Raw genomic sequence first — 15,341 nt, forward strand, 5'->3', positions numbered from 1 at the left:
TGCCCGGTTCATCGCTGCGCGCCTTCGTTCGCACCTCATTCAGCGGAGGACATGGCGCGAATCCGGGCGACGCTTTCCTTCACGTCCTGCCATGCGGGCTTGCCGCCCGCGAATTGCTGGCGCAGATATGACACGAGCTCGGCGACCTGGGCGTCGTTGAAACTGTCGCGGTAAGCCGGCATCGTACCGAGTTCGGGCCGCGCAGGCGAGCCGATACCGTCGAGAATCACGCGGATCAGATTATCTGGCGTGGCGCTATGCAGGTTCGTGTTGAGCGCGAGCGACGGATGCGCGCCGAACAGCTGCGGCCCGCTTCCCGTGTGATGACACGCGGCGCAGGCGCCGTCGAAAAGTCGCGCGCCCACGCCCGAGGGCGCGCCGCGAATCGCGCTGGCCGCTTCGTATTGGCGCGCCATCGCCGCCACGTCGACGTTGGGCTCGAGCGGACTCAGCGACGCAAGATACGCGGCCATCGCGCGAATGTCGCTATCGGGCAGCGCCGCGAGATCGGCGACAACCGGCGCCATCGGCCCCGCGGCCACGCCGTGCAACGGCGCGTGGCCAAAGCGCAGATAGCGGAACAGTTCGTCCTCGGTCCACGGCACCGGCGAGTTCGACAGCGACGACAACGCCGGCGCTTCCCACCCTTCCGCGCTGCCGCCGCCCATGAAAACCGCGCCGGTTTTCTCGGCGCCGAATGCATTGCGCGGCGTGTGACACGCGCTGCAATGTCCGAGGCCATTGACGAGATACGCGCCGCGATTCCATTGCGCGCTCTGCGCGGGGCTCGCGGCGAAGCTGTTGCGGGCGAGAAAGAGGCCGTTCCATGCGGCCATGAGCGGACGTGCGTTGAATGGAAACCGCAGCCTGGTTTGCGGCGGACGCAAGCGCACAGGCGTTTGCGACATCAGATACGCGTACAGCGCCTCGAGGTCTTCGTCGGAAGTGTTCTTGAACGATGTGTACGGAAAGGCAGGATACAGCCGGTGTCCGTCGCGGCTAATGCCTTCGCGCATCGCGCGAATGAACGCTTGCAGCGACCACGAACCAATGCCCGTCTGCACATCGGGCGTGAGATTCGTGCTGTACACGATGCCGAAAGGTGTTTCCAGCGGCTTGCCGCCGGCGTTCGGCACGCCGTTGCGCGCGGTGTGGCACACCGCGCAATTGCCGAGCGACGCCAGCACCTTGCCGCGTGCGACGAGGTCGGCAGCGAATGCACTCGCAAGCGGCGGCGCAATCGGCGCGATGGGCTGCGGCGCCAACGACAAGGCCCCGAGCCAGCCCGCCGCGCCTGCTGCCAACGCGCCCAGAAAACCCAGCCGCCAGCGCTTTTTCCGGCGCGCGGCCGCGTCCTCGGCTTGCGCATCCGCGAGCGCGGCGCGAATCGTTTCGGGTGTGAACGGCGGCCTGCGAAAGCGCACACCGGTTGCGTCATACAGCGCGTTGGCAATCGCGGCCGCGCCCGGCAGCGAGGCCGACTCGCCCGCGCCCAAGGGCGCCTCGCCGTGCCGAGGCATCATCACGACGTCGATCACCGGCACTTCGCGGAACGTGAGGATCGGATACGCGCCCCACTCCTGGCTCGTTACCGCGTTATCGCCGAACGTCACGCGTTCTTTCAGCGCGCGGCTCGTCGCCTGAATCACGTTGCCATGAATCTGGTGACGCACGCCGTCGGGATTGATCGTCGTGCCGTTGTCCTGACCGACCACGACGCGCGTTACCGCGAGTTCGCCGCTTCTGCGATTCACTTCCACGTCCGCGACCCACGCACACCAGGCCGCGCCGAAGCCGGGAAACTTGCTGTGCACATAGCGCGCGTAGGCAATGCCGCGGCCCCGCGCAATGTCGCCATCTTCGCGCGGCTCGCCGGTTGCGGCTTGCCGCGCACGCGGCTGCCAGCCCGCGCGCTCGGCAACCGCTTTCACGAGCTCAGCCGCGCGTGGATCGCGCAAATGCTTCAGGCGGAATTCGACAGGATCGGCACCGGCCTCGACCGCCAGTTCGTCGATGAACGACTCGTGCGCGAAGGTATTGGGCAACGCGGACACGCCGCGCAACCACGAGGCGCGCACGATAGGCGGCGTGTCGTCGCAGACAACGCGCATGGCGCGGTAGTCGTAGGGCGGCACGGCCGTGCGGTCGCCCATTTCGAATACCTGCGGTTGCGCCGGCAACGCGCCGGTCAGCAACAGCGCGAGCGTAGGCGCGTCGTTCGATGGGTAACGCGTCGCGAAGTCGTAAGCCGCAAGTTCGCCTTCCGCGCTCAAAGCGCCGCGCACATCCATCAATTGCGCGGCGCCCTTCGGCTCCCATGCATGCTCGTCCTCGCGCGACAGTTGCACGCGCACCGGTGCGCCCGTTGCACGCGAGAGCAAGGCGGCGTCCGCGGCGACGTCGTCCGCGCAATTGCGGCCGTAGCAGCCTGCCGCGTCCATGCGCACGATCTCGATCTGCGCTTCATCCAGAGACAGCAGCAACGCGAGGTCGGCGCGCAGCGAATGCGGGTTCTGCGTCCCGGACCATACCTTCAATGCGCCGTCACGATAGTCGGCCACCGCGCACGAGGGCCCAATCGACGCATGCATCTGAAACGGCCACACGTATGTGCGATTCAGCGTGTGGGCAGGGTCGAGCGCGAGCGCCGTGTCCACATCGCCTTCGATCACGAGGTCGCGCCGCGTCGCCGGATTGGCGCGCAGCGCGGCTTCTACCTGTTCGCTGGTTTCGAGCGGCGGCAATGCTTCGGGGTTTTTCCACCGCACGTCGAGCTGCTTAGCGGCTTGCTGTGCGATTTCCTCACGCTCGGCCACGATGCCGACGAAGTCGCGTATCACCACGACCTTGACGATGCCAGGCAGATCATGGATCGACGCTTCGTCGACGCGCAGCAAACTGTTGCCGACAAAATCGCCCTGCGCGAGGCCCGCATACGGCGGGCGCACGACGCGCCCATGCAGCATGCCGGGCACGCGCACATCGTGCACGAAGCTCAATTCGCCGGTTGCCTTCGCGGGTATGTCCACGCGCGGCGCCTTTTTGCCGACCACCGTATAGCCGCTGGGGTCTTTCAAAGGCGCATCGGCGCGCAGTTTCAATTCGATGCGTTGTCCCGCAATGAGCTCGCCATAAGCGATGCCTCTGGTGCCCGCTCCAACTCCGGCGCCTGCATGATCGCGTTCGACCACGATGCCGTCGCGCACGGCAAGCTTCTCCGCGCCGACGCCAAGCCGCTGCGCCGCCTGGGCGATGAGCCACTGCCGTGCCTGTGCCGCGGCATGCCGCAAGGGCACGGCAGTGATCTGCAACGTGGCGCTGGCAATGGTCGGCCCTTGATTCGGCGTCTCGTTCGTGTGGCCGAGGACGATCGACACGCGCGTCAACGGCACATCGAGTTCTTCGGCAACGATCTGCGCGAGCGCGGTGCCTATTCCCGTCCCCAGATCGACATGGCCATTGAAGGCAACCACGCTGCCGTCGTCGCGCACGGCGAGAAAGAGCTCAGCCTCGCTCGGCACGAACGACGAACGCGAGCCGGGTTGACCGACCGCCGGTTTGACCGGCGCTGGCGGCGGCCGCGTGACGATCAGCACGCTTTGCGCGTCGTAGAGCTGCTTGCGCGACGGCGGCGCGACGCGGCGATCCACGCTGAAGTCCGGCCCGGTCATGCACGCGCTCCTTTGTCGCCGTCATCGTCGTCATCGCGACTCTGGTTCTGCATTGCCAGTAGTTCGGCGGCGCGCTGCACCGCCCGCATGATCTCGACATGCGTGCCGCAACGGCACAGGTTGCGCGACAGTTCGCGGCGAATCGTCTCCATGCCCGGATGCGGATCGCGCTCGAGCAGCGCCTTCGTCGTCATGATCATGCCGCTCAGGCAGTAGCCGCATTGCGCGGCCTGTTCTTCGATAAACGCCTGCTGCACCGGATGCAACGCGGTGCGCGTGCCCAGCCCTTCGAGTGTGGTGATCTCATGGCCCAATGCGACCCTCGCAGTCGTAACGCACGCGCGTGTCGGCATGCCGTCGAGCAGCACCGTGCATGCGCCGCATTCGCCGAGGCCACAGCCAAACTTCGGCCCGTTGAGCGCGAGGTCGTTGCGCAGCAGGTAAAGCAGGGGCGTATCCGCCGACGCGCTGACAAAATGCATCGCACCATTGACCTTCAACGCGAGCGGCGCGGGCCCGTTCATGCGCGCACCGGCCGCGCCGTGCAAAGCGCGTTCATAGCACCACCGGCACTTCGGTAGCGGGGGGCGTGTTGCGGCTGCGCCGGCAGCGGATCAAACCGTCGATCATCACCATGCCCACGCCCGGAATGTCGCCAAGTTGCACGCTTTCCAGCAGCGTATCTGCCGCCGTATGTTGCGCGCGGTCCATGAACACGAGATCGGCGGGACGGCCTACTTCGATGAGCCCCTGGCGCAAGTTGCGTTGGCGTGCCGTGTTGCCGGTGGCAAAGCAGAACGCGATTTCCGCAGGCACGTCCGCAAGACTCGAAATCAGCGCGATCATGCGCAGAATGCCGAGCGGCTGCACGCCGGAACCGGCGGGACTGTCGGTGCCGAGAATGATCCGGTGCGGGCATTTCAGTTCGACCGCATGACGCGCGGTCAGCAATGCAATGCGTTCATTGCCGTTATGGACGATTTCCAGCGCGCGGCTCGACTGCTCGCACAAATCGCAAACATGGCGGTACGACAACGACGTATGCCCGCCATTGATGTGGCCGATCACGTCCGCATCGGCCGCGAGCACCACGTCGCGGTCGATCAGCCCGGAACCCGGAATCGACGGGCCGCCCGTGTGAATCGTGCTTTGAATGCCGTATTTGCGGGCCCACGCGACCATCTGCGCCGCCTCTTCGCCGGCCTTGACGCTGCCGAGCCCCACTTCGCCAAGCAGCTTCACACCGGCCTCGGACAGTTCCTTGAAGTCTTCCTCGACCATGCCCTTTTCGATTACCGGCGCGCCCGCCATCACCTTGACGCCGCCGCCGACGCCCGCGCCGCGCATGCCTTCGAACGAACGCTGCGCGGTAATGGCAAGCGCCTTCACGCCGAGCACATCTTTTGGACGACCAGGCAAATGCACTTCACCGGCCGAAATCATTGTGGTCACGCCGCCGTTCAGATTCGATTCGATCCAGCCAAGCTGATTCTGACGCGGCGTCCAGTCGCCGAATACCGGATGCACGTGTGAGTCGATCAACCCCGGCGCAACCGTGGTGCCCTTGCAATCGACGGTGGTCCGCGCGCCTTCCAGGTCGCAGTCCTTTTCGTTGCCGACAGCCACGATCACACCGTCGTCGATCACGATCGTCGTGGCGTCGAGAATCGGCTGATCGATGTCTCCGGATAACAGCAGGCCGATGTTGGTTACCGCGACCTTGCCCGACAAGCCTGTCAACGTCTCTGCTGCCATCTGCTTCTCCTTTTGCAACGACGGTTGGATCACACGCTCAGGTACGCGCGCCTCACTGTTTCGTTCTTCGCCAGTTCGCCGATAGCGCCGCTAAAGCGGATTTGCCCTTTTTCAAGCACATACGCGCGGTCGCTGACCAGCTCCGCGAAGTGCAGGTTCTGCTCGGACAACAGAATGGACAGCCCCTCGCGCTTGAGCTCGAGAATCATGTTGGCCATCTGTTCGACGATCACGGGCGCGACGCCTTCCGACGGTTCATCGAGCAACACGAGATACGGATTGCCCATCAAGGTGCGCGACACGGTGAGCATCTGCTGCTCGCCGCCGCTCATCTGTCCACCGGGACGCCGCGGCATTTCGCCGAGATTGGGGAAGAGCCGGAAGAGCTTTTCCGGCGTCCATTGCGGCGCGCCTTCGCGCGGCGGCTGGCGGCCCGTGTCGAGGTTTTCCATCACCGTCAGATCGGCGAATACGCGCCTGTCTTCCGGCACGAAGCCCATGCCCATGCGCGCGATCCTGTACGGCGGCAGCGCGGCAATGTCCTGCCCGCGAAACGTGACCTGGCCCCGCCGGCGCGGCAGCAAGCCCATGATGGCTTTCATGGTGGTCGACTTGCCCGCGCCGTTGCGGCCCATCAACGCGACCACTTCGCCGCGCCCGACTTCGAGGCCGACGTCGAACAGAATATGCGCGCGGCCGTAAAACGCGTTGAGGCCCGCAACTTTCAGCATCGGCTCGCTCATTGCAAGGCTCCTTCGCCACCGTGGCCGCCCACTGAGTCGTGCAGCGTGGCGTGCGGCTGAAACGTCTTGCCGGTGCCGAAATACACTTCCTGCACGCGCGGGTCGTTGCGGATCGTGTCGCCGTCGCCCTCCGCAATCAGTTTGCCGCGCGCGAGCACGATCATGCGGTCGGCGTAGGCAAACACCACGTCCATGCTGTGCTCGGTAAACAACACGCCAATTTGCTGCTCGGCGACGAGCCGCCGTGTCAGCGCCATCAGTTCGTTACGCTCCTTCGGTGCCATGCCCGCAGTCGGTTCGTCCATCAACAACAGCTTGGGACGGTTCGCAAGCGCAATCGCCAGTTCGACGCGCTTGACGTCGCCATAGGCGAGCACGCCACATGCGCGATTCGCGTCGGCGGCCATGCCGACCTGTTCGAGCAGTGCGAGGGCTTCATCGGCATAGCGCGAACCGGCGGGCTTCCACAGGCCGAAGGTCTTGCGCTCGCGCGACACGAGCGCCATCTGCACGTTCTCTAGCACGGTCATCGAATTGAAGGTCGCCGCGATCTGAAACGTGCGGCCCACGCCGCGCCGCCAGATATCGCGTGGACGCATGCCGACGAGTTCGTGTCCGTCGAAACGGATGGACCCCGACGACGGCGCCAGCTGGCCATTGACCATGTTGAAGCACGTGGACTTGCCCGCGCCGTTCGGCCCGAGCAGCGCGAGAAGCTGGCCGGCTTCGAGCGTGAACGACACGTTGTCGACAGCCTTCAGTCCTCCGAACGACCTGGAGAGGCCGGATACCTGCAACAAGCTCATAGCCCCTCCTTGATTGCCGCGCGTTGGGACGCGGGTGTCGCGGCGTTCTCCGCGTTGTCGCGGCTGTTCGCGTCGTCGCCGAAACGCTCGCGAATGAAACCGACAATGCCCTGTGGAAACGCAATCACCAGCAGCAGAATGGCGAAGCCGAGCAGCGCCTGCCAATAATCGGTCTGGCGCGCGACGGTGTCCTGCAGCCACGTGAACACGGCCGCGCCGACTATCGGGCCGGCGAGCGTTTGCAGACCGCCGAGCAGCACCATGACCAGACCGTCGACCGAGCGGCTCACACTGATCACTTCGGGCGAGATCGTGCCCTTGGAGAACGCATACAACGAACCCGCGAGTCCGCAGAACAGCGACGCGATCACAAAGGACGCCCACTGCACGCGCTTCACGTCGATGCCGATAGCCTCCGCGCGCAACACCGAGTCGCGCGACGCACGCATTGCGTAACCCAGCGGCGAGAACAGCATGCGCCGCAACAGCCACACGCCGATCACCGCGCAAAAGAGCGTGACGTAATAGAACGCCACCGGCGACGAAAGCCAGTCAGCCGGCCACAAACCGAGAATGCCGTTGCTGCCGCCCGTCACATCGTCCCACTGGAAAACGACCGACCAGACGATCTGCGCGAAAGCGAGCGTGAGCATGGCCAGATAAACGCCCGACAGACGCACGCAGAACCAGCCGAATACCAGCGCGCCCCCCACTGCGAGAAGCGGGGCCAGCAGCAGCGCGGCTTCCATCGGCAGGTTCAGGACCTTGAGGAACAGCGCCGCGCCATACGCGCCGAGCCCGAAGTACGCGGCATGACCGAACGAATGCATGCCGCCCGGCCCCATGATGAAATGCAGGCTCGTTGCAAACAGAACGGCGATCAGTATTTCGACCAGCAGCACCGGCATGTACGGAAACGCATTGGCCGCGAGCGGCGCAAGGAGCAGAACCAGCAGCACGATTGCAGCCAGCCATTTGACGCGCTTGCCCGCGGGACGCAACGGCGTTTCAGGCGCCGCCATGCCCCGCACCGCGGCACTTGCGCGACCGAGCAGCCCCCAGGGTCGCACGACCAGCACCACCGCCATCACGACGAACTCAGCCACGAGCGTGAAGCGGCTCAACGAGAGGCCGACGCCGAAAATCGTCACATGTCCAAGGCCGATGCACAGCGCCTTGATCTCCGCAATGATCAGCGCCGCCACGAAAGCGCCCGGAATCGAGCCCATGCCGCCCACCACGACGACCACGAACGCATTGCCGATGGTCTCGAGATCGAGTGAGAGATTCGCCGACATGCGCGGGCCTTGCAGTGCGCCGCCCAGACCGGCGAGAAACGCTCCGACAAAAAACACCCCGGTAAACAACCACGCCTGATTGATGCCGAGTGCGCCGAGCATTTCGCGGTCCTGCGTCGCCGCGCGCACCAGCGTGCCCCAGCGCGTGCGCGTCAACGCGTACCACAGCAGCAGCAACACCACCGGACCGATCACGATCAAAGCAATGTCATAAGTGGGCAGCGGATGGCCGAGAAAATTTACCGCGCCAGCCAGATGCGGCGCGCGCGGTCCGAACAGATCTTGCGGTCCCCACAGCCATAGCGCGGTGTCGCGAAAAATCAGCACCAGTGCGAACGTGGCGAGCAGATGAAAAAGCTCTGGCGCCTGGTAAATGCGCCGCAAAACGACGACCTCGACCAGCGCGCCGAGCACGGCAACCACCAGCGCGGCGGCCAGCACGGACAGCCAGAAGCCGCCGGCCGTCTGCCCGAAGCGGCTCGCCATGCTGTACGCAATGTAGATGCCGAACATATAGAACGAGCCGTGCGCGAAATTGACGATGCGCGTCACGCCGAAGATCAACGACAAGCCCGCGGCGACCAGAAACAGCGTCGACGCGTCGGCGAGTCCGTTGACCAGTTGTACCAGCAAATTCGAAAGCATCGAGACCCTCGGCAGCTTGCCGACCGCCCGCACGCTGATATCCGTGCGGCCCGGCCAGCAGACGTTGCAGCGCGTGCGGCACCGTGCGCGCACGCATCAACGGCAGCACACTACCTGAAAGAAATCCACTGTGGGGACCCGCCAGGCAAACGCATGCCGATCTCAGCGCAAGCCATCTTCGCCCTTGATCTCGTTCGCCTGCAATCCGCCGATGCGCGGCAACGGCCGGCCGGAAGCCGTCACCGCGACCGCCACCACGATTTCGTTCGCGCGCGGCGCATCGGACACCCGCGCTTCGATCGCGTCGAAATGACTGCGCACGAAGGCCGCGTCCTTGTGGCCGAGCGGCACGTCGATCGCGGTGCCGAGCGTGCCCATTTTTTTCGCCGACGGCACGAGTGCCGCGCCCTTCTCCACCGCTGCGCGCAGCGGCGCGCCGAGCTTCGGATGCAAGATCGCCGCGGCATGCTCCAGTTCGCCAGCCTCGCCGACAATCGCAGCCTTGCCATAGCTTTGCGCTTCACCGGGTTCTATTCCCAGTGCTTCGACGCAGCGCTTGCCGAGCAGCGCGCCCAGTTCCTCGCCTGCGTCGATCAGTGCATCGAGCTTCGCCTCATAGCGGCCCGCATACGGATTGTCGATCACCGCGATAGCGACCGCGCGACGCACGGGCGGATCGACGTTTTGCCCCATTTCCATGCGTGTTTCGTCCACCTGCACGACCAGCTTGCGAAGCCTGATTGCCATTTCGCTCTCCGAGTTCCGATGTATCTGGCGCTGCATTCAGCGCGCTTGAGCATGTATTCACCGCGTTTTTCAGCGCCTTTTCAGCGCAAGCCGTCCTTGCCCACGATCGCCTCTTTGGCGAGCCCGCCGACGCGCGCATGCACGCGCTGCCCGGTGCTCATCGCGAGGATGTAGACCACTTCGTCGGCTGCGGGCGCGCCGGGCACGCGCACTTCTATTGCGTCGAAGTGACTGCGCACGTAGCTTGCATTGACATGCGTAAGCGGCACGTCGAGCGCGCTCGACGATGCACCGACTTTTTTCGTCGACGGCACAATCGCGTTGGTCGGCACGCCGTTCTTTTCCAGCAACTCGCGCATCGCGTAGCCGCCGGGCACATGCCACAGCGCACCGTGCTCGAGCTCGCCGCGTGCGCCGACAATCGCGCCCTTGCCGTAGCCTTCTATCGACGCATGCGCAACGGCCATCGCTGCGAGCAGGCGTTGCGCCATATCGAAGCCGATGGGCTTGAGCGCTTCCATTGCGTGCTCGATCTTGGGCTCGTAGCGGCCCGCAAACGGGTTGGTCATGACAGCGGCAATGGCACCGCGCCGCAGCGGCTTTTCGGGCGCAGGCCCGAACTCGTGAAAGATGTCTTCGACGTGCGTCAGCACGCGGCGTATTTCGAACACGGAGCCTCCGTTGTGAGGTGAGCGCGATGCGTTGCAGCCAAAGCGTCCGGGCGGTGCATGCCTGCTGTACGCACGCGTCCTTGCAGGAACAACGCGGCGCCCGCAATCAGACCGCGCTCCAGCAAGCGCTGCGCGGCTTCTACACCGCGTGCAAGTGCAAAATCTATAAGCGGCTGCGGGAGTGGCGGAACGTCCACGGTGACGGGCCGATCGCCGAGATCCGTATCGTCCTTCAGCGACGAAGCCGGCATACGGACGATGCCCGCATGCTCAAGGTTCACCGCGTTCGCGATCATCGTCGCGGCGGCGTCCGCGCTGGCCGCGTCATGCGCGAGCACGGTCACACTGTCCGCAATGCCGAGGCTGAAACTGCGGCCGCGCCAGCCGCTAGTCGCAATGCCGCGAATCGGCATGCCTGCATCCAGCGTGAAATTGGCGTCCAGCCCGAGACCGTCCGCGCGCTGCATGTTCGCAAGCGATTCAGACAGATCGGCAAACACGCCCACGCGATACTGCTGGCCTTCGGTCAAGTGAAACGCAATGTCGCCGCCGTTGTTGATGTAGGCGCGGGTGATTCCTTCGCGTGCGAAGGCGCTGATCAATTCGTCGGCGACGCTGCCTGCGACGGCGGCCATCGGCGTGATAAAACGCGCGCGATGTGGATGACATGCGCACCACATGCGGCGGGCCACCGCGCCTTCGAGCGGACATTCGTGCACCGAGGCATCCGCTGGCAACGGTTGGCGCAGCCGCTTCAATTCGCCGACGAGTTCGGGCAATACGTCGACAAAACGCGCCCAGCAGCTTGCATAAGCGGATTCGAGCGCGGCGGGCTCGCCGTCGGCGCTGAGAATCAGATCGATCGGGCCATGCTGCCAGTGCCAGCGCGTCGCGTCGATACGGGTGCGGGTCGGGTTCATCGCTTGAAGTGGGCCAGGTGTTCAGGCGGATCAGCCGAGCATCGGCGGCACGGCCGGCGGCCACGGATTGTCCGGATTGCGCGCCAACGTGCGGCGCGCGAGCGGTGCGCCTTCGGTGTGATCCGGGCCGCTCGCCAGTATGCTCTGCAATGATCTCACCGCATCCAGATGGCCGCCCAGGTCGCGATAGGCGTCGTACGTCATGGTGAATTCGATTGGCGCCACAATGGCCGGAGTAGGCACCGTGCCGAACGAACGGTCCGGCATGCGCGATACGTCGACCATTACGGTAATGCCGCCGCCCGGCCACACATAAGCCGGTGCGCCGCCGCAGGTCACGTTCACCAGCTTCTGCTTGATCGCACGCGTCAGCAGCACGGGGTTTTCCGTCGCGCCCGCGCGCAGACTGCCGCCCGCACCGCCGAGAAACAGCACCGTGGCAAGCGAAGGCTCGCAGTTCTCGCCGATCCGTTCCACCGTGCGGCGGACCGCCTCCGGCATGGCCGCTATGCGCGGCACGAGATCATGGTCGAGTTCATACCACTGCGCGTGTTCGCCGGTGGTCGACACCATCAGCAGACGCATGCCGGGCTTCGCGACTGCGGGATCGAAGCCTTCGATAATCGCGAGCGGGTCCTGAATATCCGTGCCGCCCCAGCCAATGCCGGGATTGGCCACCTGAAAATAACGGCCCGGCGTGGACTTACGTCCGCGAATCCTGATGCCCGAGCGTGTCATGCCAAGGCAGCGCCCCGCCTGATGTTCGGTCAGCACGCCGGTAATGTGGTCGTCGACCACCACCACTTCGTCGGCGTGGCCGAACCACTGTTTGGCGAAAATGCCGATGGTCGCGGAACCGCAGCCCACCCGCATGCGCTGCTCTTCGACACCGTCGACCACCGGCGCCGCGCCCGCGCGAATCACGAGGCTCGCGCCACCGTCTATGCTGAGTTCCACTGCCTGCTTGTTGCCGAGCGCGAGCATCATGTCGCAAGTCACGCGACCTTCTTTCTTGCTGCCCCCGGTCAGATGATGCACGCCGCCGAGACTCAGCATCTGCGAACCGTATTCCGCGGTCGTCACATGGCCGACTATTTCGCCCTGGCAACGCACGTTCGCCTGTTCGGGCCCGAGAAAGCGGTCCGTGTCGATCTTCACCTTGAAGCTGCAGTAGCTAAAGATGCCTTCGGTGACGACCGTGACCATGTCCACGTCGTCGAGCTTCGAGGCAACGATAAACGGCGCGGGCTTGTAGTCGGGATAAGTGGACGATGCGCCTACGCCGGTCACGAACAGTGCTTCGTCGGCAACTGGCTCTTGCGTTCCGGACGATGCGGCGAATTCGACCAGCGCGTCCGCGCTTTGCGGATCGGCTTGAGATCGGGAGAGGAACACTACCGGGTCCACGCGAATCAGCCGGCCTTGCGCATTCGCGTAGCGATCGCACGCGCCGGTGCGTCCCTCGGATATCTGGCACAGAACCGGGCAGGCATTGCATTCGATCTTGTTCGACGCCATACGCTCGCTGCGCGGCGCCGCCTTCTCGAGCACGGTGGGGCCCGGCGTCGAGGCAATGTCGCCGTCGACCCGCTCCGCACCGAAATCGACCTTCGTATGTTCTGTCATGGTGGGGTTCCATACGACGACATTACAATCGGTCCCGCCCGGCTGCTGAAAAGCCCTTGTTTCAAGGCATTTTCGTGTGACCCGCATTCTTTCCATGTTGCGGTCACTCACCGTTCGTGTAGTATCTGCTACACCAAACTTGTTGGAAATCTACTCGATCAAAATAGACTGCGCAATGAGTTTCCGGGCTGCGAACGCATGGTGCGTCGCCGCATCGGAACGGCGACAACCGCGGCGCTGCCGCTTCGCCACGGCGCTCGATCTGCGCTGAAGCCGTGCATCGTGCATCGCACGAGAGGCGCCGCGCAGCGCGCGCGGTATGATGAGTCCGGCTGCATGCAGGCCGAATTCAGGTACAAGGAAAAGCAAAGAAAAGAGCCGTTCAACCATGCCAACGAAGAGACCCACATTGCCATGAGTCCTACCGCCGCCCGCAAGCCGGGCGCCACCGGCATCCGCGCGAAACAGGCGCAGGACACGCGCGCCAAGATTCTGAAAGCGGCAATCAAGGTGTTTGCGAAGCAAGGCTATGCGAGCGGCCGCGTGGAGAGCATCTCGAAGGCCGCGCGCTCACACGACCGGATGATCTACTACTACTTCGGCAGCAAGGAACAGCTATTTGTCGAAGTACTGGAAACCATCTACACGCAATTCAACGAAGCGGAAAGCAAGCTCGATCTCGATCTTGAGAACCCGGTGCGTGGTCTTGAGCAGATGGTTGAATTCGTCTGGCAGTACTATCTCGATCATCCGGAATTCGTCACGTTGCTCTCAAGCGAGAACCTGCATCAAGGCAAGCATGCGAAGAAGTCTTCGAAGCTGAAGGAGATTTCGGGCTACGCCATTTCTGTCGTGCAGAAACTGATGGATGCAGGCAAAGCCCAGCATGTATTCCGAACGGACATCAAAGCGCGCGACGTGTACCTGATGATCGCGTCGCTCGGCTATTTCTATAACGCCAACCAGTACACGCTGGGCGCATTTCTCGGCGAACCGCTAATGGATAAGGCGGCGCTCGCGCATTGGCGCGAGGTCATCAAAGACACCGTATTGCGCGCGGTGCGACTGCATTTGCCGGCCGCATCCGATTCGAATGCCGGCGCTGAAACGACGCACGCCGCCAATGTGATGGATGCGGCTACTGCAACCCATACAACGGCGCGCGCACAAGCCGGCTAGCTGAAACGCCGTACAAAATGAAAACGCGCGCCCGGGTGCGGGCGCGCGTTCGTTTTTCAAAGCCTGAGTGCCGCGACAAAAACGCGGCGAAAACACTCAGGGCTTCGCCGCTGCATCGTCCTCGCGGAAAATCTTGTCGGCCAGATGGAAAGCCGAGTTCGCCGCCGGCACGCCGCAGTAAATCGCGGTTTGCAGCAGTACTTCCTTGATCTGCTCGCGCGTCACGCCATTGTTTTTGGCAGCGCGCAAGTGCAGTGCGAGTTCCTCGCTGCGATTGAGTGCAACCATCATCGCAATGGTCAACAGGCTGCGCGTGTGTCGCGGCAAACCCTCGCGCGTCCACACCTCGCCCCACGCGTAACGGGTGATGAAGTTCTGAAACTCTTCCGTCAGTTCCGTGCGGTTTGCCAGCGAGCGGTCGACATGCGCATCGCCAAGAACCGCGCGGCGCACGCCAAGTCCGGCTTCGTAGCGGTCTTCGTCGTTCATTTGGACTCCGTCAAAAAGTCGATCACTGTCTTCGTGAAAGCGTCGACCTTCTCGATGTTGGAAATATGCGAAGCGTCGAGCTCGACATAACGCGCGCCCGGAATCGCCTGTGCCAGTTCGCGGCCTTGCGCGGGCGTCGCGGCCACGTCGTGCGTGCCGCTGATCACCAGCACCGGCAGCTTGATGCCGTGCGTTTCGGGCCGCAAATCGGTAGCGTCGATCGCCTCGCAGTTCAGCGCATAGCCTTCCTTGTCGGTATGCACGAACACGTCGCGGACCATCGCGAGCACCACCGGCTCACGTTCTATGTAGTCGGCCGTGAACCAGCGCGGCAACACCGCGTCGGCGAGCGCCAGCATGCCTTCAGTGCGAGCCCGCGCGGCACGCGGCACCCACACTTCTGGCGAACCGATACGCGCCGCCGTGTTGGCGAGCACCACCCGCTCGAAGCGGCTCGCATGACGCGCGGCCAATGCAACGCCGGTGAGTCCGCCCATCGACACGCCGCAGAAATGCGCGCGCGCGATCTTCAGCGTATCCATCAGGCCGAGCACGTCGCCCGCCAGATGCTCTATCGTGTACGGTCCTTTCGGCGCCTCGGAATGGCCGTGGCCGCGCGTGTCGTAACGCAGCACGCGAAAGTGCTTCGATAGCGCCGCGACTTGCGGCGTCCACATGGACAGGTCGCTGCCGAGCGAATTGGACAGAATCACCCATGGCGCATTGCCGTGACGGTCGCCGTCGATTCGATAATGAAGCTCGGTGCCGTTGACTGCGGCGTAAGGCATGCC

At 64.2% G+C, this 15,341-nt stretch carries 13 protein-coding genes; 1 reads left to right on the forward strand and 12 read right to left on the reverse strand.

The window, feature by feature from the left end:
• Positions 1 to 35 precede the first annotated feature (35 nt).
• The 10 genes from JNB89_RS10755 to JNB89_RS10800 form a co-directional block, all read right to left on the reverse strand.
• Positions 36 to 3,671 (reverse strand): molybdopterin cofactor-binding domain-containing protein, encoded by a 3,636-nt coding sequence (locus tag JNB89_RS10755; RefSeq protein WP_220362164.1) that lies wholly within the window; start codon positions 3,669 to 3,671, stop codon positions 36 to 38.
• Positions 3,668 to 4,195: a (2Fe-2S)-binding protein gene (locus JNB89_RS10760; RefSeq protein ID WP_220362165.1), complete on the reverse strand. Its 528-nt coding sequence runs from the start codon at positions 4,193 to 4,195 to the stop codon at positions 3,668 to 3,670. The genes JNB89_RS10755 and JNB89_RS10760 overlap by 4 nt, the downstream gene beginning before the upstream one ends.
• Before the next feature lie 31 nt (positions 4,196 to 4,226).
• A complete protein-coding gene (locus JNB89_RS10765) occupies positions 4,227 to 5,426 on the reverse strand; it encodes an amidohydrolase family protein (protein WP_220362166.1) in 1,200 nt (399 codons plus the stop codon).
• 29 nt (positions 5,427 to 5,455) lie between these two features.
• On the reverse strand, positions 5,456 to 6,169 hold the full coding sequence (locus tag JNB89_RS10770; RefSeq protein ID WP_220362167.1) for an ABC transporter ATP-binding protein: 714 nt from the start codon (positions 6,167 to 6,169) through the stop codon (positions 5,456 to 5,458).
• Positions 6,166 to 6,975 (reverse strand): ABC transporter ATP-binding protein, encoded by an 810-nt coding sequence (locus JNB89_RS10775; protein ID WP_220362168.1) that lies wholly within the window; start codon positions 6,973 to 6,975, stop codon positions 6,166 to 6,168. The genes JNB89_RS10770 and JNB89_RS10775 overlap by 4 nt, the downstream gene beginning before the upstream one ends.
• The gene (locus JNB89_RS10780) at positions 6,972 to 8,918 is read right to left on the reverse strand and encodes an ABC transporter permease (protein ID WP_220362169.1); all 1,947 of its coding nucleotides are present in this window, start codon (positions 8,916 to 8,918) and stop codon (positions 6,972 to 6,974) included. The genes JNB89_RS10775 and JNB89_RS10780 overlap by 4 nt, the downstream gene beginning before the upstream one ends.
• Positions 8,919 to 9,080: 162 nt before the next feature.
• The gene (locus tag JNB89_RS10785; RefSeq protein WP_013342562.1) at positions 9,081 to 9,665 is read right to left on the reverse strand and encodes an amino acid synthesis family protein; all 585 of its coding nucleotides are present in this window, start codon (positions 9,663 to 9,665) and stop codon (positions 9,081 to 9,083) included.
• An 80-nt stretch (positions 9,666 to 9,745) separates the two neighbouring features.
• Positions 9,746 to 10,336: an amino acid synthesis family protein gene (locus JNB89_RS10790; protein WP_220362170.1), complete on the reverse strand. Its 591-nt coding sequence runs from the start codon at positions 10,334 to 10,336 to the stop codon at positions 9,746 to 9,748.
• Positions 10,312 to 11,256 carry a UPF0280 family protein gene (locus JNB89_RS10795; RefSeq protein WP_220362171.1) on the reverse strand — a complete coding sequence of 315 codons (945 nt, stop codon included), beginning with the start codon at positions 11,254 to 11,256 and terminating at the stop codon, positions 10,312 to 10,314. Before JNB89_RS10795 ends, JNB89_RS10790 begins: the two co-directional genes overlap by 25 nt.
• Before the next feature lie 30 nt (positions 11,257 to 11,286).
• A complete protein-coding gene (locus tag JNB89_RS10800; protein ID WP_220362172.1) occupies positions 11,287 to 12,882 on the reverse strand; it encodes a 6-hydroxynicotinate reductase in 1,596 nt (531 codons plus the stop codon).
• 414 nt (positions 12,883 to 13,296) lie between these two features.
• On the opposite strand from JNB89_RS10800, the gene JNB89_RS10805 reads away from it, so the two are divergent.
• Positions 13,297 to 14,061 carry a TetR/AcrR family transcriptional regulator gene (locus tag JNB89_RS10805; protein WP_223216727.1) on the forward strand — a complete coding sequence of 255 codons (765 nt, stop codon included), beginning with the start codon at positions 13,297 to 13,299 and terminating at the stop codon, positions 14,059 to 14,061.
• A 96-nt stretch (positions 14,062 to 14,157) separates the two neighbouring features.
• Here the strand turns inward: JNB89_RS10805 and pcaC are convergent, their stop codons facing one another.
• Together pcaC and pcaD are read right to left on the reverse strand one after the other, a co-directional pair.
• Positions 14,158 to 14,550, reverse strand: coding sequence for a 4-carboxymuconolactone decarboxylase (gene pcaC / locus JNB89_RS10810; RefSeq protein ID WP_027214669.1), 393 nt, complete (start codon positions 14,548 to 14,550; stop codon positions 14,158 to 14,160).
• Positions 14,547 to 15,338 (reverse strand): 3-oxoadipate enol-lactonase, encoded by a 792-nt coding sequence (pcaD, locus tag JNB89_RS10815; RefSeq protein WP_013342556.1) that lies wholly within the window; start codon positions 15,336 to 15,338, stop codon positions 14,547 to 14,549. Before pcaD ends, pcaC begins: the two co-directional genes overlap by 4 nt.
• Between the last annotated feature and the right edge of the window lie 3 nt (positions 15,339 to 15,341).

This window comes from Paraburkholderia phenoliruptrix, from assembly GCF_019511605.1.
In the GTDB taxonomy this organism is placed as follows: domain Bacteria; phylum Pseudomonadota; class Gammaproteobacteria; order Burkholderiales; family Burkholderiaceae; genus Paraburkholderia; species Paraburkholderia phenoliruptrix_A.

Coding starts and splice junctions, on each gene's coding strand:
- JNB89_RS10755 (WP_220362164.1), bottom strand. CDS start 3,671: ATGACCGGGCCGGACTTCAGCGTGGATCGCCGCGTCGCGCCGCCGTCG.
- JNB89_RS10760 (WP_220362165.1), bottom strand. CDS start 4,195: ATGAACGGGCCCGCGCCGCTCGCGTTGAAGGTCAATGGTGCGATGCAT.
- JNB89_RS10765 (WP_220362166.1), bottom strand. CDS start 5,426: ATGGCAGCAGAGACGTTGACAGGCTTGTCGGGCAAGGTCGCGGTAACC.
- JNB89_RS10770 (WP_220362167.1), bottom strand. CDS start 6,169: ATGAGCGAGCCGATGCTGAAAGTTGCGGGCCTCAACGCGTTTTACGGC.
- JNB89_RS10775 (WP_220362168.1), bottom strand. CDS start 6,975: ATGAGCTTGTTGCAGGTATCCGGCCTCTCCAGGTCGTTCGGAGGACTG.
- JNB89_RS10780 (WP_220362169.1), bottom strand. CDS start 8,918: ATGCTTTCGAATTTGCTGGTACAACTGGTCAACGGACTCGCCGACGCG.
- JNB89_RS10785 (WP_013342562.1), bottom strand. CDS start 9,665: ATGGCAATCAGGCTTCGCAAGCTGGTCGTGCAGGTGGACGAAACACGC.
- JNB89_RS10795 (WP_220362171.1), bottom strand. CDS start 11,256: ATGAACCCGACCCGCACCCGTATCGACGCGACGCGCTGGCACTGGCAG.
- JNB89_RS10800 (WP_220362172.1), bottom strand. CDS start 12,882: ATGACAGAACATACGAAGGTCGATTTCGGTGCGGAGCGGGTCGACGGC.
- JNB89_RS10805 (WP_223216727.1), top strand. CDS start 13,297: ATGAGTCCTACCGCCGCCCGCAAGCCGGGCGCCACCGGCATCCGCGCG.
- pcaC (WP_027214669.1), bottom strand. CDS start 14,550: ATGAACGACGAAGACCGCTACGAAGCCGGACTTGGCGTGCGCCGCGCG.
- pcaD (WP_013342556.1), bottom strand. CDS start 15,338: ATGCCTTACGCCGCAGTCAACGGCACCGAGCTTCATTATCGAATCGAC.